The organism is Sphingomonas phyllosphaerae (genome assembly GCA_036946405.1).
Classification (GTDB): Bacteria; Pseudomonadota; Alphaproteobacteria; order Sphingomonadales; family Sphingomonadaceae; genus Sphingomonas; species Sphingomonas phyllosphaerae_D.
Genome location: JAQIJC010000001.1, coordinates 1,305,882 through 1,324,309, shown reverse-complemented (window position 1 = coordinate 1,324,309; position 18,428 = coordinate 1,305,882). Strand labels below are relative to the sequence as shown.

The following is an 18,428-nucleotide window of genomic DNA, read 5'->3' as shown; positions in this document are numbered from 1 at the left end:
GCCTTACTGACCTAGGTTCATCAAAGCAGCAATTCCTGCGCGGTCATCCGGCCGACATGCCCGCCGCCACGCCGCCGCGCCATCTCGGTTTCGGCGGTGAAGCGCACGTCGGGATCGCGATCGGTCAGGAACTTGACGAGGCTTTCCTCCTCAATCTCGCGCCACTCCTTGCCGCGATCCGGGCCGTAGCGGACGCGCGGCAACAGCCCCGGCTCGCTCGACCACTGGATCAACTGCGCCGCCGACGCCTCGTTCAGCTGGTCGCGTAGATGATGCGCGGTGACATAAGCGTCGGGGAAGGCGCGATGCGCGGGCAGCCCACGTTCATGGTCCAGCCCGTGCGGCTTGCGCCAGTAGCGCAGCACCTGATTGGAATAACTGGGTGAATCCGGCCACAGCCGCAGCGCGCATTTCCATGTGCAGATCCAGTCGGCCCCATGCGTCAGCGCCGGGGTACAGAATTGCTCCTCGAACGCCGCGCGGTGCGCCGCCAGCGCGATGCGGCGCGGGTAGGGATCGAGCACCTGTCGCGCGACATCGTGCCACCACGGCGCATCAACGACATCCTCGTCGCGGATATGGTGGATCGCCTGCGTGATCGCGGGCATCGGGCGGCCCGGGTTGACGAGGATATTGCCGCCCTCGCCATACAGTTCCCAGCGTCCGTCCGCGCCCAGCGCGACATCCTGCCAGCCGACCTCGCACACCGCATGGGCGGGCGGCGCGGCACCGGTGGTCTCGAGATCGATGACGCGGATGATCTGCGATTGCGTGCGACGGGGATACATCATGCCGAACCGATGTGGGGCCTTTCACCGCGAAATGCCACCTTTGCCGCCATGCACGAAAAAGCCCCGGACCATCCGGTCCGGGGCCTTCCGTCACAGCCGCGCCGCCCTCCGGCGGCGCGTACCGCACCGACTCAATAGGTGCCGGAGAAGCTGCTGTTCAGATTGGTGTCCTTCTGATCGGTCATGCCGGTCGTCGTGGAGCCGGTGGTCGCAGCGCCCACCGTGGTTCCGGTCATCGTCGCGCCACTGCCAGTCGACGACATCGACGAACCCTGCGTGCGGTCGCGATTGCCGGAGCGATCGTCATGGCCGAACATCGCCTGGTTCTGCTCTTCGTTGCGCCAGTGCTGCTTGGCCTCGTCGGCGGTCTTGGACAGCGTCACCTTCTTGTCCTCGACCGATTTGATCCAGCGCGACGGGATCGAATGATGCTGGCCGCCGGCATCGACGTCGTTCTTGGTCAGGATGATGCGATCACCACGGACCTTGTCGACGGTGCCCACATGGCTGCCGTCGGAACCCAGCACCTCGAAATGCTCCTGCACCTTGTCGAGCGCGGCGCGCTGCGTCTGCCGCTCGCTGCGGAAGGTCGAGAATTCGTTCTCGAAGCGCGAACGGTTTTCCTGACGATATTCGTCATAGTCGCGGTCGAGCGCCGCAATCTGGCCCGAGCGCCAGTTGTGATAGTCGCCATCCCGGTCCGAGCGACCCTGCTGCTGGTAGTAACGCTCGTCATAGCGGCTGTCGGCCTCGCGACGACGCTCGGCATCCTCGTCGCCGAACCAGCTACGCACCTCGTCGCCGGCGCGCGCGAAGAATCCGCGATCGTCGTAGTCATAGCCCTGTGGCTGGCGGCCGTAGTTCGCGCCGCGGTCGCGGTGACGGCTCTGCGCGCCACCCCGGTAATTGTCGTCGTCGTCATGACGATGCGTGCCGACGTCGTTGAAGCGGCGTCCGTCGGAGCCGTAGCTGCCGTGATTCTCGCCGCTTTGGCCATAGCCCGACGACTGGCCATAGCGCTGCTGGCCATAGCCGCCGCCGGAGCGCTCGCTGTAACGGGAGCGATAGTCGCTGCGCTGGCCGCTTGAATAGCCACGATCTTCACGGTCGCGGTCATAGCTGCCGAAGCCACCCTGCTGGCGGCCATAGCCCTCACGCTGGCTGTAATCGTTGCGGCCATAGCCGCCCTGCGCATAGCTGTCGCGTCCGTAGCCGCGCTGTCCGTAATCGTCGCGTCGCCCGTAGCTGCCGCGGCCGCTGCGATCGTCGTCGCGATCGAACGATCCCGCTGCCTGATAGTCGCGCGCGCTCGAATAGCTGCCGGAGCGGCCAGAGCCATAGTCACGACCATAATCCTGCGTTTCGCTGCGCCCGTAATAATCGCCCTTGGGGTCGGTACCGCGCGGATAGCGTTCGTAGCCCATCTTGATTCTCCTGCGTCAGACACGGGTCGCGCACCGCGTTGCGGCGTCGCGCCAGTATCGGGGAGAAAGCTGATCTGCGGCAGTTCGTTCCTGTCGTTACACGCGCACAACATTGTTTTCGTCGCGCATCGGGACCGGCTGACCGTCCGGCATTTTCGGGATTTCGGTGGTTTGGGCTGTTGCGTCGCCCGCGGATCGCGTCTAAGGGCGTCGCTCCCGGCCATGGCCGGGCATCGGCGGGCGGGGCTGTAGCTCAGATGGGAGAGCGCTGCAATCGCACTGCAGAGGTCAGGGGTTCGATTCCCCTCAGCTCCACCACCCGCCGCCGATGACCAAAACCTCCCCGAACCCGCCCGACGCGATGCCCGCCGCCACGCTCGTGGTGATGCGGGACCATACCGATGGTCCTCCCGACATCCTGATGGTCGAACGCGCGGGCATCATGGCCTTTGCGCCCGGCGCGATGGTCTTTCCCGGCGGGCGGGTCGATCCCGGCGATCGTGACCTCGCCCGCGCGCTCGGGCTGGCACATGGCGAGGAAGGCGCCGCGCGCATCGCGGCGATCCGCGAGACGATCGAGGAGGCTGCGTTACCGGTCGGCTTCGTCGCCACCCCCGACGTGGCGATAATCGCGACCATCCGTACGGCGCTCGGCATGGGGGCGCCCTTCGGCGAGGCGTTGGCTGCGGTGGGTGCCGCGCTCGATCTCGACGCGCTGGTGCCGTTCGCGCGCTGGCGCCCCGACTACAGCCCGGTGCGACGCTACGACACGCGCTTCTACCTCGCCGCGCTGCCCCCCGACGCGCCCGCGCCGCAGGTCGACGGCACCGAGAACGTCCGGCTGTGCTGGTCGAGTGCGCAGGCGGTGCTCGACGACGCCGATGCTGGCCGTCTGTCGCTGATCTTTCCGACCCGCCGCAACCTCGAGCGGCTTGCCCTGTTCCCCTCCCATGCCGCGGCGGTCGCGCAGGCCCGCGCCTTTCCCGTTCGGGTCGTGGTGCCGTGGTCCGAACTTCGCGATGGGGAGGAATATCTCTGCATTCCCGACGATCTCGGCTATCCCGTCACCGCCGAGCGCCGCGACCACGTGCGGCGCGGCTAGCACGCGCGATCCGGCACATCGCCGGCTGGAGCGTTGCGCTGGCGCTGCTCGCCACGCTCGCGCTCGTCGCGTGGGGGGTGCTGCGCGGACGACCGCAGGACCTGCCCTGGCCCCCGCTCGACCTAGGCCAGCCGGTCGGGCTGTTCACCGGGCGCAAGCTGGCGGGACTGACCGGCGATGCCGCCTCGTGCCGCAGCCTGCTGACGCAAGCCGGCGTGCGCTTCACCGCGCTGCCCGCGCGCCGCGATGGCCAGTGCGGCTATGACGATGCGGTCCGTCTGACGGGCGGCGGCGCGCGCAGCATCGCTTTGTCGCCGGCCGACCTCGGCACCGCCTGCCCGGTCGCCGCCGCGCTGACGATGTGGGAGTGGAACGTGCTGCTACCCGCCGCCCGCCGCCATTTCGATGCGCGTGTCACCCGCATCGATCATTTCGGCAGCTATTCGTGCCGCCGCCTCTATGGTCGCGACGCCGGGGCGTGGAGCGAACATGCGACCGCCGACGCGATCGACATCGCGGGCTTCCGCCTGTCGGACGGCACCCGGATCAGCGTCGCGCGCGACTGGAAAGGGGACGGGCGGAAGGCGGCGTTCCTGCGTGAGGTTCGCGATGGTGCCTGTGGACTGTTCGCGACCGTGCTGTCGCCGGACTATAATGCCGCACACCGCGACCACTTCCACCTCGACCAGGCGGCGCGCGGCGAGAAGGGCTGGCGCGCATGTCGCTGATCCGGCTCGACGCGCGCGGGTGGCAGCGGCGCGAGGATTTCTGGGCGGCGCTGCTCCCGGCGCTGGGCGCGCCCGACTGGCACGGCCCCAATCTCGACGCGCTCTATGACGGCCTGGTGGCGGGGGAGAACCGGGTTCGCCCGCCGCTCACCGTCGAGATCGCGATCGGCACGCCCCTCCCCGCGCCGTTGCTCGCCTATCTCGACCGGGTGCGCGGCGTGTTCGACGACGCCGCGCGCGACACGCGGCTGCCGATCGCGCTGCGCTTCACCTGACGATCAGTGCGGCAGCGCGGCGGTATCGACCTTCTCGACCCAGTGCGGGAAGAACGCCGGCTGGCGCGACGACCAGCCGGACGCCGTCGCCGCCGCCTCGCTGATCGACTGGAGCAGCTGGCGCCGCAGTTCCGGGTGCAGGTGCGGCATCGCCGCCGCCGAGCAGAAGGCGGAGGGCAGCCACGGCCGCACTTTCGCGCCGACCAGCCGTTCGAACAGGAACCGGAACGCTGAGAAGGAGGTGATCCGCCCCTGCCCCAGATCGAATGCCGCCAGCGTGATGAGCGGTGCGAGCACCTGTTCCGCGGCATCCAGCCCGCTGTCGTCAGGGACCAGCGCACGGATGCCGGCAAGGCGGCGATAATGCTGCGCCTGCGCCCGGATACTCGCCGCCTCGACGATGTCGCGCGACCAGCGCGCCAGCGCATCGTCACGATCGAGACCGACGTCGAGGCTGCGGCGGATGTACCGCTGCGTCGCGGCCGGGAAGGTTGCGAACTCCTTCATTTCGGCCAGCGTCATCGCCCCTTCGGCCGCTTTCATTCTACCCATCGTCACACCCCGCCGTGCATGATCCAATGCCCGGAAGAATGCGCCAAAGTGGTTAACGTTTGGCTTAACGGCGCCGTCTTCCGACTGTCATAAGTCAGCATGGCTCGTGCCGCACCGCAACATGGATGCGACGAACGGAGTTTCGGCGTGAGACCTGAAGGCCAAGCGTAGCAACAAACGCACCTATCAGGGGGTCGGCCGCCGCAGGCCCAAGCCCGTCGCCCTGGACTTGATCCGGGGCCCCGCTCCTCCATGCCGCCGCGGAACAGCGGGATCCCGGATCAAGTCCGGGATGACGAAATCATGCTCACGCGTCGCGCTGCCGCTCCGCTTCCTCGGCGGCATCGAACCCGGACGACGGCGCGGGTTCGCCACGCCCCGGCTGCGTGATCGATACTGGATCCGAGGCGTCCATCGTCTCGTCGAGCCCTTCGTCGAGGCGCGCATCGTCACTGGCGGGATGCTTGGCCAGCCGCTTTTCGATCGAGCGATCCTGTCCGGCATCCTGGCGCGCATTGCGCGACGCACCGGCCTTTTCGTCAGCGGGCGCCACCGACAGGCTGTCGAGCGCGCGGTCGTCGATCGGGCTCGCTTCGGTCATCATACCCTCCTCATCCGGACATATTGGTTCACATCTCAACGCCGGTCGCGCGCCCGCGTTCCTAGGCGAGCCGGGTGACCCGCACCCGCTGCTCCCACAGGCTGGCGGTGCCGAAGATCGTCATGAACGCGATGTCGGTCGCATCGCGTCCGACACCGACCCGCGCGATTTCGTCGGCGCGCGCCATGCCGGTGGCATCGAGCAGATGCCATGCGCCATCGAGCCACAATTCGGCGACCGCATGAAAGTCGGGCGGGTCGACGCCGGGCGCATAGGCCGAGACGCACCGCGCCGGGATCTCCGCCGCGCGCGCCAGCGCGACCAGCAGATGCGCATAGTCGCGGCAGACGCCACGCCGCTCGGCAAAGGTATGCAGCGCACCGCCACCGGGCGCGACCGGGGCGTAGTCGAGATTGTCGCGCACCCAGTCGGCGAGCGCCACCGCCAGCGCGCCGCCACTCAGCCCGGCGAAGGTACGCCGCACGAAATGGTCGAAACGGTGGGCCTCGCAATAGCGGCTCGGCAACAGATACGGGATCGTCGCCGCGGGCAACCGCGCGGCCGGGGTGGCGGGCAATGTCTCGAGCCGTACCTGCGGCCGATCGATCGCGACGATCGCGCTGTATCGCGCCACCAACCGGTGCTCGGCGCGCGCCCAGCAGCGTTGCCCGATCCCGTCCTCGCCCGCGACCGCGCGGATCGGCTGATCCGATTCGATCACCAGCGACTGCGTCTCCAGCATCTGGTCGGGCAATGCCGCGACCTCGACTTGCAGCAAGACGTCGGCGGGGGCGGGAAAGCCGTAATCCAGCACCGCCTCGATCGACAGGCGCATCCTCGCCCCTTCCTTTCGCACAAGAGAAAGGGCCCGGCGATCACCCGCCGAGCCCCTGACGTTCGATCACTCAATCCCGCGGATCAGTCGCGGTTCCCGCCGAACAGGCGCAGGATGAACAGGAACATGTTGATGAAGTCGAGATACAGGCTCAGCGCCGACATCACGACCGCCTTGCCCACCATTTCCGGGCCATAGCCCGCGACCTGAAAGTACAGGCTCTTGGTACGCTGCGTGTCGTAGGCGGTCAGCCCCGCGAACAGCAGCACGCCGACCAGCGAGATCAGCAGGCCGAGCGGCCCCGAGTTAACGAACAGATTGATGAGGCTCGCGACGATAAGCCCGACGAGGCCGATGATGAGGAAAGTCCCGAACGCCGACAGATCACGCTTGGTCGTATAGCCGTACAGGCTCAGCGCCGCGAAGCCGGCCGCCGTGGCCGCGAACGCCTGCGCGATCGCGATCGGCGAATAGACGAAGAAGATCGACGACAGCGACAGACCCATCGCGACCGCGAAGCCCCAGAACATCGCCTTGAGCGTCGACGTCGAGAACTTGCCCTGTCCGAAGCTCATCGCGAACACGAACGCCAGCGGCGCCAGCGCCACGACCCAGCGCAGCGGCGTGCCGAACACCGCCTGTGCATAGCCCGACAACGCAAAGCCGAGCGCGACGATGCCGGTCAGCAGCACGCCCGAGGCCATGTAATTGTAGACGGACAGCATGTACGACCGCAGGCCGGCGTCACGCGCCTCCGTGCGGGTGCCCGAAGCGGCCCCGCCAAACGGGGCAGCGGAGGGCCGGGGATCGGACCAATTGGCCATTGTCTCTTTGCTCCTTCATCCGAACGAATGGGTCGGATACGGAGAATATCGCGCGTCGGTTCCCGCTTTTCAAGCGAGGCACGATGGCGCATCCGATCCAGCAAAGGTTCGTTACAGCCCCATGCACCGCCTCTTCGTCGCGCTGCGCCCGCCCCCTGCGATCCGCACCCTGTTGCTGGACGCGATGGAGGGCCTGCCCGGCGCGCGCTGGCAGGACGACGAGCAACTGCACGTCACGCTACGCTTCATCGGCGAGGTCGACCGGCGACAGGCCGAGGACGTCGCCACTGCGCTGTCGCGGATCGTCGCCCCTGCGCCGACCGTCCGGCTGGATGGCGCGGGCACCTTCGACAAGCGCGGCCGGATCGACACGCTCTGGGCGCGCGTCGTCCCCGCCGAGCCGCTTGCCGCGCTCCACCGCAAGGTCGATCAGGCGCTCGCCCGTGCCGGCGTCGCACCCGACCCGCGCCGCTATCTGCCCCACGTCACGCTCGCGCGCTTCTCCCGCACCGCGGGCGACCCGGCACTAATCGACCGCTGGATCGCCGCCCACGCCGCACTCGCGTCGCCCGACTTCACGATGCCGCACCTGATATTGTACGAGAGCATCCTCGGCCACGAAGGCGCGCGTTACGAGGCGGTGGCAAGGTGGCCTTTGGACTAGGATCGCCGAGCTTCGATCCAGGTAAGCCCCTCCCCTTCAGGGGAGGGGAGCAGCCCCTTCCCTCACCCCATTACTCTGATACGCTACTGGAAAAATCGGGAGGATGCATGGCCGGAGAGCAGGACGGCCGCGCAAGCGGCTATGCATGGTATGTGCTGGGGCTGCTGTTCCTGGTATATGTCCTCAACTTCGTCGATCGACAGGTGATCTCGATCCTCGCCGAAGACATCAAGCGCGACCTGAACCTGCGCGACGAGGATCTCGGCTTCCTCTACGGCACCGCTTTCGGGGTTTTTTACGCGCTGTTCGGCATCCCGCTCGGCCGGCTGGCCGACAATTGGCACCGCGTCCGGCTGATGACCGCCGGACTGACGCTCTGGTCGGCGATGACCGCATTGTCGGGGCTGTCGGCCAATGGCGCACAGCTCGCCGCCGCGCGGGTCGGTGTCGGCGTCGGCGAGGCGACCGCCTCCCCCTCGGCCTATTCGCTGATCTCCGATTATTTCCCCAAGCGGCTGCGCGCCACCGCGCTGTCGATCTATTCGGCGGGCCTGTATGTCGGCGGCGGCTGCTCGTTGTTCATCGGCGGACTGATCGTCCAGAACTGGAACCGCGCCTACCCCGGCGGCGGGCCGCTCGGGCTCGCCGGCTGGCAGGCGGCGTTTCTCGCGGTCGGCGTGCCAGGGCTGGTGCTCGCGCTGGTCGTGGCGACCTTGCGCGAGCCGGTACGCGGCGCGGTCGAGGGGCTGCCGACGCCGCCATCGCACCCGGCACCGTTCCGCGCCTTCTTTGACGAGCTGATAACGATCCTCCCGCCGCTCACGCTGATCGGTGCGGCACGGCTCGGGCGCCGCGCGCTGCTCGTCAACCTCGCCGGGCTGGCGGTCACCGTCGCGCTCGTCGTCCTGCTCCACACGCTCGGCGAGCCGCTGCCGCAGTGGATCGCGGTCGGCGTCGGCTTCTATGCGGTCTTCTCCTGGGGCTGCGCGCTGCGGCATCGCGACCCGCCGACCTTCGCGCTGATCCTCGGCACGCCCGCCTTTCTCTGCACCGTGGTGGCCTACGGGCTCAACGCCTTCATGGCCTATGCGTCGAGCTTCTGGGCCGCCCCCTATGCGATCCGCGTGCTCGGCGTCGCCCCCGCACAGGCCGGGCTGTTCATCGGCGGCGCGGGCGCGGCGGCGGGGTTCATCGGCGTCACCACCGGCGGACTGCTCGCCGACCGGCTGCGGCGCAGCAACCCGGCCGGGCGGCTGGTGCCGGTGCTGGCCAGCGCAGTACTGCCGGTGCCGTTCATGATCGCGGGCTACACCACCGCGACGCCGATCGTGCTCTATGTCTGTGTGTTCTGCGCGCAGGTGTTCGCGGCCTGGGGGCTGGGCGCCGCCGCCGCCGCGACGCAGGATCTGGTGCTGCCGCGGATGCGCGGCACCGCAACCGCGACCTTCTTCATCGGCACGACGCTGATCGGGCTCGCGCTTGGCCCGTACCTCGCCGGCCGGATCTCGACGCTGAGCGGCAGCCTGTCGACGGGCATGTTGTCGTTGCTGCTCAGCGTGCCGATCACGCTCGCGGCCGGGCTGGTCGCCTACCGCCGCTTTCCCGCCGCCGAACGCACCCGCGAAGCACGCGCGCGGACGGCGGGGGAGCCGGTTTGACAAGGGCCGACCGGTCGATTCCGTTCGCCCTGAGCTTGTCGAAGGGCGTGCCCCGACCCCGTGCTTCGACAGGCTCAGCACGAACGGCCGTTAGCCTGCCCTCACAACGTCACGACGCCTGGAACACCCCGCACGCAATCCGCCCGCCCGAATTGCCGCTCGGGTCGGTCATCAGGTCGTCCGGCCCGGCATGGATCACCATCGCCGCACCATCGGCATCGAGCAGCCCCGCAAGCGTCGCGCCCGGGATCACCGCGCCGATCGTCCCGCGCCCGTCGCTGCCGATCACCAGGTTCGGCAAATCGCCCTGATGCGGTCCCTGCGGGTTCATCGTCCCGTGCTTCTTCTGCGTCGGGTTCCAGTGTCCGCCCGCGCTCGTAAAGTCCGGCGCGTCGCAGCGCCCGACCATATGGACGTGCGCGCCATGCGTGCCCGCCGGCATTCCCTTCGCGTCGATCGTGAAGCGCACGCCCCCCGCCACGTCGGTCGCGCTGGCGCGGCCGGCGGGCGCGCCGGTCGCGGTCGCCAGCATCGCCACCGCGCGCGCGCCGCCCGCGACCGGCGTGCCGGTGTCCATTTTGCCCTCGTCGTTGCACGCCGCCAGCGACAGCGCCGCCAGCCCGACCCCCGTCAACGTCAGAACCCGTCGCATCGTCGTTCCTCCCTATGATTGATGTCGCGCCAACCCGCCGCCGCACGGACGGGTTCCGGCAAGCTTATTGGTGCCCGTCGGCGATCAGCCCCGCGATCCGCCGTCCGAGATAGGCCGCCTGCATGATCGCCAGCACCAGCCCGACGTTGAGCACCACGATCTCGATCAGGAAGAACCACAAGGGCGTCCCCGCAATCATGCTCAGCCCCAACAGGATCGTGCGCGGATTGGCGCCAAGCGCCGCCAGCAGCGGCAGCGCGCGCGATCCGATCGTCCGCGCGATCCCGGCGATCCGCCGCCGCTCGGGCGGATCGGCCTCGGCGCTCGCCACCAAAGCGTTCACGCGCTGCGTCGGACGCGACAGCGCGTGCCACACGCTCAGGTAAAGATTGGACAGCGCCACCCCGATCCCGCGCCCGTCCGACTTCGCGTTCTGCAGCCAGGGCGTATTATACGCCCACCATTGATAGGTCCGCCGCTGGCTCTCGGCGAACACCGATTGCACCGCGCGGCTCAGCCCCGCGGCGATCGCGATCGGCCACGCGATCCAGCCCACGGTGTCGTCCAGCGCTCCCGCCAGCAACAGATACAGCACCCCGTGCCCGGCATAGTCGCACAGCCCGTCGACGATCTCGCCCGACGGCGAGGCGCGCCCCGACATCCGCGCCAAGGCACCGTCCGCGCCGTCGACGACGTGCCAGCCGCAATGCAGCGCGAAGCCGATCGCGATCGCCACCGGGGTCGCGACCCAGGCGTAGAGCACCGCGGTCACCATCACCATTCCCGCGCCGGCGCTCGACACCATGTTCGGCGTCACCGGAGTCGGCACCAGCGCCTTCGCCAGCCGGTGCGCCAGCGGGTGATACAATACCCTGTTCAGAAAACCCTGCAGCTCGCGCGGCTTTCCCGCCACAGCCGTTTCAGATTCGTTCACGCGGTCCCTCGCGAGATTGCCCCGCTGCGCCTATACAGCGCATCGGCTCGCTTGACAGATGCCACGTATCTGTCACGAAGCGGCAACGTAAAATGGCTTTTCGTCCGACTAAGCGTCGGCAAGTGGGGTAGAATGGCGACGATCAAGGTTGCGGTTATCGGTGTCGGCAACTGCGCAAGCAGCCTTATTCAAGGGAAATATCACTATGCCGGCAGCAACACCGCCGCGGGCCTGATCCACGAGGACATCGGTGGATACAAGGTCGGCGATCTGGAGTTCGTCGCGGCATTTGACGTCGACTCGCGCAAGGTCGGCCTTGATCTGGGTGAAGCGATTTTCGCCAAGCCCAATTGCACCAAGGTCTTCCACGCCGACGTGCCCAAGACCGGCACCATCGTGAAGATGGGCGCGAAGCTGGACGGCGTCGCGCCGCACATGCTGACCGCGGCCAACGATCGCGGGTTCGAGATCAACGAAACCCGGGACGCCGAGAAGGCGGAGATCATCGCCGAGCTGAAGAACTCGGGCGCCGAGATCCTCGTCAACTTCCTGCCGGTCGGCAGCCAGGACGCGACCGAATTCTACATGGAGTGCGCGCTCGAGGCCGGTCTCGGCGTCGTCAACTGCATGCCCGTGTTCATCGCCTCGCGCCCGGAGTGGGAGAAGAAGTTCGCCGACGCCGGCCTGCCGATCATCGGCGACGACGTGAAGGCGCAGGTCGGCGCGACGATCGTCCACCGCGTGCTGTCGAACCTGTTCGGCCAGCGCGGCGTGACGATCGATCACACCTATCAGCTCAACACCGGCGGCAACACCGACTTCATGAACATGCTCGACCGCAACCGGCTGGCGAGCAAGAAGGAGTCGAAGACCGAGGCGGTGCAGGCGGTGATCGCCGAGCGGCTGGCGGACGAGAACATCCACGTCGGTCCGTCGGACTACATTCCGTGGCTGGGCGACAACAAGCTGTGCTTCCTGCGGCTTGAGGGCGACCTGTTCGGTGGCGTGCCGATGAACCTCGAATTGCGCCTGTCGGTCGAGGATTCGCCGAATTCGGCGGCGGTCGTGGTCGACGCGATCCGCTGCGTAAAGCTCGGGTTGGAGCGTGGCATCGGCGGCGCGCTGGAAGGCCCGTCGGCGTTCTTCTGCAAGCACCCGCCGCAGCAGGTGACCGACGACGTGGCGGCCGCGATGACCAACGAGTTCATCCACGCCGACGCGCGCCTCGCCGCCGAATAAGGCCTCTCGACCTTGCACGCGCTGATCGTCGCGGCCGGCTATGGCAGCCGGCTGCGCGAGGTGTCACCCTCGAAACCGCTGACGCTGGTCCACGGCGTTCCGCTGATCGAGCGCGTGCTGCGCGCCGCCCGCGCGGGCGGCGTCGCCGATGTCACGGTCGTCACCGGCCATGAAGCGGAGCGGCTCGAACGCCATCTGGCGCTCGCTGCCGCGACGCTCGACCTGCCGGTACGCTGCGTGCGCACCCCGGACTGGTCGCTGTCGAACGGCCATTCGGTGCTGACCGGCGCCGAGGTAATCGGCGCGCGGCGGCATTTGCTGATGATGGCCGATCATCTCGTCGATCCGGCGCTGATCGCGCGCGTCGCCACCGCCCCTGACGCGGCGCTGACGCTCGGCGTCGATCGCCGGCTCGACAATCCGCTTGTCGACATGGACGACGTCACGCGCGTCCGCGCGGAGGGCGACCGGATCGTCGCGATCGGCAAACACCTTCCCGACTATAATTGCTTCGACACCGGCGTCTTCGCGGTCGATGCCCGCTTCCACGACGCGCTGCGCGCCTCGATCGCCGCCGGCGGCCCCGGTTCGATCTCGGCCGGCGTCGAGGCGCTGGCCCGGACCGGCGAGGCGCGGGTGATCGACATCGGCGATGCCTGGTGGCTCGATGTCGACGATGCGCGCGCGCTGGCGCAGGCGGAGGCCGCGATGGCCGACCGCGACGCGCATCAGCACGCCGCCTGACAGCAACAAAATCTCACCGGCCAGCCCGGAACACGCCCGCAACACAGGTTATTACATCCGACGATTGTTTCGACCGCCGGAGAATTGCCATGTCGCACGACCATCGCCCGATCGGCCAGCGCAGCAGCGCCGGCTGGCCCGCCCTGCTCGCGATCTGCGTGCTGATCGCAGGCGTGCTGTATCTGACGCTCGGCCGCAACGAACCCGCGGCGCGCGTCAAACCCGCGACCGGCACGGCACAGGCGATGGCGCTGGCGGCAGAGCAGGGCGCGCGGCGGTGATGTTCTCGTCGCCCCGGACTTGATCGAAACCTTCGCGAAACGCGCCGGTCATGCCGGACGTGTTCCGGCATCCACCGTTCCGCGGACCTATCAGTCGTTTGTTTATCGGAACGGTGGACCCCGGAACACGTCCGGGGTGACGGAAGTGGTGGACGGGAGAAGCAGAGCCTCCAACCACGCGCTTATCCGCACGGATCATCACCCCGCGCCGCGCGTTGCCGCACCATGACCGACCCCGTCGACCCGCAGCATCGCCGCCGGACCGCCTTCGACAAGGACACCGGCAAATTCGGCCAGGGCTATACGCTCGACGAGGAGCGCAAGCTTGCCGAGGACATGCCGGCCGGCTCCGTCGCGCCGAAACGCTCGGTGCTCGGCCCGTCGGCGGGCGACGCCGGCCGCCGTGCGTCGTTCGACCCCGCGACCGGCGCGGTACGGGGCAGCGGCGCCGGCGCTGGTGGCGGCCATGACGGCGAGGATCCCGGCGACGATCGCGCTGGTGGCTCCGGAACCCCGCTGACCGGTGTCGGCACCGACTGAAACATGGCTGCCGAATTCGATATCGTCCTGTTCGGCGCGACCGGCTTCACCGGCAAGCTCGTCGCCGAATATCTTGCTCAACGAGAGCCCGACGGGCTGCGCTGGGCGATCGCCGGTCGTTCCGCCGACAAGCTGGCCGTGGTGCGCGACGATCTGGCGACCGACGTCGCGACAATCATCGCCGACAGCGACGATGCCGCCACGCTGGAGGCGATGTGCCGCCGCGCCACGGTCGTCATCAGCACCGTCGGCCCGTATCAACTCCACGGCAGCACGTTGATCGCCGCCTGCGCCGCCACCGGCACCGCTTATGTCGACCTGTGCGGCGAGCCGGCATGGATGCGCCAGATGATCGATGCGCATCACGACGAGGCGCAGCGCAGCGGCGCGCGGATCGTCTTCTCGCGCGGGTTCGACTCGATCCCGTTCGATCTTGGCGTGATGACGTTGCAGGAAGCGACGCTCGCGCGGTTCGGCACGCCGGTGCCGCGTATCAAGGCGCGCGTCCGGCGCATGAAGGGCGGCTTCTCCGGCGGCACCGCCGCCAGCCTCAAGGCCACGCTCGCCGCCGCCGCGCGCCAACCGTCGTTGTTCGGCCTGCTCAGCGATCCGTTCGCGCTCACCCCCGGCCATGCCGGCCCCCACCAGCCGAGCGGGCTGCTCCCCGAGTATGACGCGACGCTCCAGTCGTGGGTCGCGCCGTTCATCATGGCGCCGATCAACACCAAGAACGTTCACCGCACCAACTTCCTGCTCGGACAGCGCTGGGGCGATCTGGTCTATGACGAGATGGTGGTCACCGGGCTCGGCGATCTCGGCAAGGCCGCGGCCGAGGCGCTGGCCAAGCTCAATCCATTCGCCGGCGACAAGGCGCCCAAGTCGGGCGAAGGTCCGTCGAAGGCCGAGCGCGACGCCGGCCATTTCGACATCCTCTTTGCCGGTCTGATGCCTGATGGCACCCGCATCGACGCGGTCGTGACCGGTGACAGCGACCCCGGCTATGGCTGCACGTCGAAGATGCTCGCCGAAAGCGCGTTGTGCCTGCTCCGCGACGTCGAGGCCCCGGGCGGCATCTGGACCCCCGGCGCGATCATGGGCGCACCGCTCCGCGACCGCCTCATCGCCCGCGCTGGGATGACGTTCACGGCGGGTTGACGATCAGAAAGCCTCTCCCCTTCAGGGGAGGGGTTGGGGTGGGGAAGTTCCGCGAATCTTAGAGCGTTACCGGACCAAGTTGGATCATCGGCACGGAGGAGATTTTGGTGTGGTGCGAGGCGTGAGGAGGGAGCGATGCAAAAGCATCGTGACCGACGAGCAACGCGGCATCACACCGAAAGCGCCCCGCCGCGCAGCGGTCGCCCGCAGGGCGATGACGGTGGTTCAACTTGGTCCGGTAACGCTCTAGGGTCGAGGACATGCCCCACCCCCGGCCCCTCCCCCGAAGGGGAGGGGTGAAGAAGCAGAGCTTACCCCTCCCCCTCGCGCGCCCGCTCGCGCGCCACTTGCTCCCCCAGCAACGCCAGCAACTCGCGCGCGCTATACGGCTTGGCGAGCAGGTGCATGTTCGGCTCCTCCGCCGTCACCGCGCCGATATCGCCGCTCGCCACCACGATGCGGATGCCCGGGTGCAATTCTGCGGCGCGACCGGCCAGCTCCAGACCCGACGTTCCCGGAAGATGCACATCGGTCACCAATGCGTCGATCGGCGCGGTCTGCAACGCCGCCATCGCTTCCTCCGCGCTGGCCGCATCGACCACCACATGCCCCGCCTCCTGCAACACCTCGGCGGTCGCGCTGCGGATCAGCATATCGTCCTCGACCAGCAGGATCGTCCGCCGCGCCGCCATCGTCTCGGCGAGCGGCGGCGTCACGGGCGGCCGCGGCGCGACGCTCTCGCGGCGCTGCGCCTGTTGCGCGAGGACGTGCCGGATCTTCCGCGCCAGCGCCTCGCGCGTATACGGCTTCGACAGCAGCTCGACGCCCGCATCCAGCCGCCCGCCGTGGACGATCGAATTCTCGGTATAGCCGCTGGTGAACAGCACCGCGAGATCGGGCAGCCGCTCGCGCGCCTTGCGTGCCATCTCCGGGCTCTTGAGCGTCCCCGGCATCACCACGTCGGTGAATAGCAGGTCGATCGGGATCCCGCTCTCGACGACGCTCAGCGCGCTCTGTGCATCGACCGCCTTGAGCACGCGATAGCCGAGGTCGCCCAGCATCTCGACCACGGTGGCGCGGACCTCGTCATCGTCCTCGACCACCAGCACCGTCTCGGTTCCGCCCGCGATCGGCCCGGAGTCGAGCACCACCTCGACGTCCTCACGCTCCATCGCGCGCGGCAGGTACAGGCGGATCGTCGAGCCGTGCCCCGGCTCGGAATAGATGTTCACATGCCCGCCGGACTGTTTGACGAAGCCGTAGACCATCGACAGCCCCAGCCCCGAGCCCTTGCCCTCCGCCTTGGTGGAGAAGAACGGCTCGAACACCTTCGCGACGACCTCGTCGGACATGCCGCAACCGGTGTCGGTCACCGCCAGCATCACATATTGCCCCGGCTCGACCTCGTCGTGGCGGCGCGCATAATCGTCGTCGAGGTGTGCGTTGGCGAGTTCGATCGTCAGCTTGCCCTGCCCGTCCATCGCATCGCGCGCGTTGATCGCGAGGTTCAGCAGCGCATTCTCGATCTGGCCCGGATCGATGAAGGTGTTCCACAGCCCGCCGCCGAAGATCGTCTCGACCTCGATCCCCTCGCCGATCGCGCGGCGCAGCATGTCGTCCATCCCGCGCACGAAGCGCGTGACGTTGACGACCTTCGGCTCCAGCGCCTGCCGCCGCCCGAACGCCAGCAATTGCGCCGCCAGCCGCGACCCGCGCGATACCCCCGCCAGCGCGTTGGCGACGCGCGTCTCGGCGCGGTCATTGCCCGCGATGTCCTTTTGCAAGAGCTGGAGATTGCCCGAGACGACCTGCAGCAGATTGTTGAAGTCGTGTGCGACGCCCCCGGTCAGCTTGCCGACCGTCTCCATCTTCTGCGCCTGCGCCAGCTTGCGCTCGGCGGCGTGGCGCGACGCGATCTCCTCGATCACGCGCGTCTCCAGCGTCTCGTTGAGCTGGCGGAGCTGCTCCTCGGCGCGTTCGCGGTGGCGCACCTGCCGCTCGAGCTGTTCGGCATGGTCGCGCAGCGCGGCCTCGGCGGCGCGCTGGTGCGTGATATCGGTGTGGACCCCGACCCACTCCGCCACCTCGCCCCGCGCGTCGATCCGCGGCACGGCGCGCACCGCGAAGGTCCGCCACGTCCCGCAATGACGGCGAACGCGATGCTCGAACACGAAGGTCGATTTCGATTCGACCGCCTTGCGCCACGCCGTCACCGATGCCTGCGCATCGTCGGGATGCACCGCATCGGCCCAGCCATAGCCCTGATATTGCTCGGGCGTCTGCCCGGTCAGCATCGCCCAGCCGATCTGCTCGCCGACCATCCGCCCCTCGGCGTCGTTGGTCCACAGCACGCCGTGCATCGCCTCCATCGCGGCGCGGAAGCGCGCGTTGCTGGCGTTGAGTGCTTCCTCGCGCCGCACCCGCTCCTCGACGTCGAGCACGATCACCTGAAAGCCGAGCACTTCGCCCCGCTCGTCGATCCGCGGCAGGTAGCGGATGTCGGCACGCCGCCACGATCCGTCGCCATGCTGGATCAGCGAATCCTCGACAATCGTTTCGCCGGCCAGCGCGCGCTCCATGAACGGGCGGCGGCGCTCGAAATTCTCCGCGCCGATCACGTCGCGGGTGTGGCGCCCGATGACGTCGTCGGGACCGATCCCGAACCATTCGTAATAATGCTGGTTGGCGTAGCGATACACCAGATCGCGGTCGATGAACGAGACCAGCAACGGCAGCGCGTCGGTGACCATCCGCAGCTCGCCTTCGCTGGCGGCCAGTCGCCGCTCCAGCAGCAGCCGGGCGGTATTGTCGATCACGGTGCACAGCACCCCGCCGGGCTTGCCGTCGCTTTCGATCACCGGCGTGTAGAACAGGTCGAAGAACAACTCGGTCGGCCCGGACTCGCGAATCAGCGTCAGCGGCTGATCGCGATAGCTGACGACCTCGCCGGCAAGGCCGCGATCGATGATCGCCCGGTTCCAGTCGGCGATCTCGGGGAACACTGCCGCGGCGGTCTCGCCCATACCGCCGGGGTGGCGCGCGCCGAGGATCTCGCGATAGGCGTCATTGTAGAGCAGCACGCCGTCGCCCCCCCACATCAGCACCTTGGGCACCGGCGAGTTGACGACGTTTGCCACCGTCACGCGCAAGGCGGGCGACCAGCGCTCGACCGGCCCCAAAGCGTGGCGCGTCCAGTCGGCGCTGCGGATCAACGCCCCGCATTCGCCGCCGCCGACCGGCCAGATACCCGGCGTCTCCCGCGGCGACGGGCCATCGCGCAGCAGCTTCAGGGCGGTTCGCACCACCTCGCTGGCGTTGCCATAGTCGCCGGTCGCCAGACTGTCGGTGACGAAGGTTTCCAGCTCTGGCGTGAGCGACACGTTACGCGCTAGACGTTGGGCCATCATGCGACTGTCCGCCTCGCCACCG

General features: G+C 68.4%; 19 protein-coding genes and 1 tRNA gene. 11 read left to right on the top strand and 9 right to left on the bottom strand.

Annotated elements, in window-relative coordinates; translation table 11 throughout:
- Positions 1-20: 20 nt before the first annotated feature.
- Both PGN12_06325 and PGN12_06320 read right to left on the bottom strand, forming a co-directional pair.
- Complete coding sequence (locus tag PGN12_06325) at positions 21-791, bottom strand: 3'-5' exonuclease (GenBank protein ID MEH3103504.1); 771 nt, start codon at positions 789-791, stop codon at positions 21-23.
- A gap of 131 nt (positions 792-922) precedes the next feature.
- Positions 923-2,215, bottom strand: coding sequence for a DUF2171 domain-containing protein (locus tag PGN12_06320; GenBank protein MEH3103503.1), 1,293 nt, complete (start codon positions 2,213-2,215; stop codon positions 923-925).
- A 242-nt stretch (positions 2,216-2,457) separates the two neighbouring features.
- On the opposite strand from PGN12_06320, the gene PGN12_06315 reads away from it, so the two are divergent.
- The 4 genes from PGN12_06315 (at position 2,458) to PGN12_06300 (ending at position 4,320) form a co-directional block, all read left to right on the top strand.
- Positions 2,458-2,533: transfer RNA gene (locus PGN12_06315), tRNA-Ala, on the top strand.
- Between the two features lie 10 nt (positions 2,534-2,543).
- Positions 2,544-3,317, top strand: a complete 774-nt coding sequence (locus tag PGN12_06310; protein MEH3103502.1) for an NUDIX domain-containing protein — start codon at positions 2,544-2,546, stop codon at positions 3,315-3,317.
- Between the two features lie 8 nt (positions 3,318-3,325).
- Complete coding sequence (locus tag PGN12_06305) at positions 3,326-4,045, top strand: extensin family protein (protein ID MEH3103501.1); 720 nt, start codon at positions 3,326-3,328, stop codon at positions 4,043-4,045.
- Complete coding sequence (locus PGN12_06300) at positions 4,036-4,320, top strand: barstar family protein (protein ID MEH3103500.1); 285 nt, start codon at positions 4,036-4,038, stop codon at positions 4,318-4,320. Before PGN12_06305 ends, PGN12_06300 begins: the two co-directional genes overlap by 10 nt.
- A gap of 3 nt (positions 4,321-4,323) precedes the next feature.
- Here the strand turns inward: PGN12_06300 and PGN12_06295 are convergent, their stop codons facing one another.
- The 4 genes from PGN12_06295 to PGN12_06280 all read right to left on the bottom strand — a co-directional run bounded on the left by PGN12_06295 (position 4,324) and on the right by PGN12_06280 (position 7,132).
- A complete protein-coding gene (locus PGN12_06295; GenBank protein ID MEH3103499.1) occupies positions 4,324-4,872 on the bottom strand; it encodes a hypothetical protein in 549 nt (182 codons plus the stop codon).
- A gap of 307 nt (positions 4,873-5,179) precedes the next feature.
- Positions 5,180-5,473 carry a hypothetical protein gene (locus PGN12_06290; protein MEH3103498.1) on the bottom strand — a complete coding sequence of 98 codons (294 nt, stop codon included), beginning with the start codon at positions 5,471-5,473 and terminating at the stop codon, positions 5,180-5,182.
- Between the two features lie 61 nt (positions 5,474-5,534).
- Positions 5,535-6,308 (bottom strand): transglutaminase family protein, encoded by a 774-nt coding sequence (locus PGN12_06285; protein ID MEH3103497.1) that lies wholly within the window; start codon positions 6,306-6,308, stop codon positions 5,535-5,537.
- Between the two features lie 83 nt (positions 6,309-6,391).
- Positions 6,392-7,132 carry a Bax inhibitor-1/YccA family protein gene (locus tag PGN12_06280; GenBank protein ID MEH3103496.1) on the bottom strand — a complete coding sequence of 247 codons (741 nt, stop codon included), beginning with the start codon at positions 7,130-7,132 and terminating at the stop codon, positions 6,392-6,394.
- A 121-nt stretch (positions 7,133-7,253) separates the two neighbouring features.
- On the opposite strand from PGN12_06280, the gene thpR reads away from it, so the two are divergent.
- Together thpR and PGN12_06270 are read left to right on the top strand one after the other, a co-directional pair.
- Positions 7,254-7,796, top strand: coding sequence for an RNA 2',3'-cyclic phosphodiesterase (gene thpR / locus PGN12_06275; GenBank protein ID MEH3103495.1), 543 nt, complete (start codon positions 7,254-7,256; stop codon positions 7,794-7,796).
- Positions 7,797-7,903: 107 nt separating this feature from the next.
- Positions 7,904-9,454, top strand: coding sequence for an MFS transporter (locus PGN12_06270; protein MEH3103494.1), 1,551 nt, complete (start codon positions 7,904-7,906; stop codon positions 9,452-9,454).
- 109 nt (positions 9,455-9,563) lie between these two features.
- On the opposite strand, the gene PGN12_06265 is transcribed toward PGN12_06270, so the two are convergent.
- The gene (locus PGN12_06265; GenBank protein MEH3103493.1) at positions 9,564-10,106 is read right to left on the bottom strand and encodes a superoxide dismutase family protein; all 543 of its coding nucleotides are present in this window, start codon (positions 10,104-10,106) and stop codon (positions 9,564-9,566) included.
- Between the two features lie 64 nt (positions 10,107-10,170).
- Positions 10,171-11,040, bottom strand: coding sequence for a CDP-alcohol phosphatidyltransferase family protein (locus PGN12_06260; protein MEH3103492.1), 870 nt, complete (start codon positions 11,038-11,040; stop codon positions 10,171-10,173).
- A gap of 132 nt (positions 11,041-11,172) precedes the next feature.
- Here PGN12_06260 and PGN12_06255 point away from each other — a divergent pair, with 132 nt between their 5' ends.
- The 5 genes from PGN12_06255 to PGN12_06235 all read left to right on the top strand — a co-directional run bounded on the left by PGN12_06255 (position 11,173) and on the right by PGN12_06235 (position 14,999).
- A complete protein-coding gene (locus PGN12_06255) occupies positions 11,173-12,279 on the top strand; it encodes an inositol-3-phosphate synthase (GenBank protein MEH3103491.1) in 1,107 nt (368 codons plus the stop codon).
- Positions 12,280-12,291: 12 nt separating this feature from the next.
- Positions 12,292-13,023: an NTP transferase domain-containing protein gene (locus PGN12_06250; protein MEH3103490.1), complete on the top strand. Its 732-nt coding sequence runs from the start codon at positions 12,292-12,294 to the stop codon at positions 13,021-13,023.
- 89 nt (positions 13,024-13,112) lie between these two features.
- Complete coding sequence (locus PGN12_06245; protein ID MEH3103489.1) at positions 13,113-13,304, top strand: hypothetical protein; 192 nt, start codon at positions 13,113-13,115, stop codon at positions 13,302-13,304.
- A 225-nt stretch (positions 13,305-13,529) separates the two neighbouring features.
- Complete coding sequence (locus PGN12_06240; protein ID MEH3103488.1) at positions 13,530-13,844, top strand: hypothetical protein; 315 nt, start codon at positions 13,530-13,532, stop codon at positions 13,842-13,844.
- A 3-nt stretch (positions 13,845-13,847) separates the two neighbouring features.
- The gene (locus PGN12_06235) at positions 13,848-14,999 is read left to right on the top strand and encodes a saccharopine dehydrogenase NADP-binding domain-containing protein (GenBank protein MEH3103487.1); all 1,152 of its coding nucleotides are present in this window, start codon (positions 13,848-13,850) and stop codon (positions 14,997-14,999) included.
- Positions 15,000-15,310: 311 nt separating this feature from the next.
- Here the strand turns inward: PGN12_06235 and PGN12_06230 are convergent, their stop codons facing one another.
- Positions 15,311-18,379 carry a PAS domain-containing protein gene (locus PGN12_06230; GenBank protein ID MEH3103486.1) on the bottom strand — a complete coding sequence of 1,023 codons (3,069 nt, stop codon included), beginning with the start codon at positions 18,377-18,379 and terminating at the stop codon, positions 15,311-15,313.
- Positions 18,380-18,428: the final 49 nt, after the last annotated feature.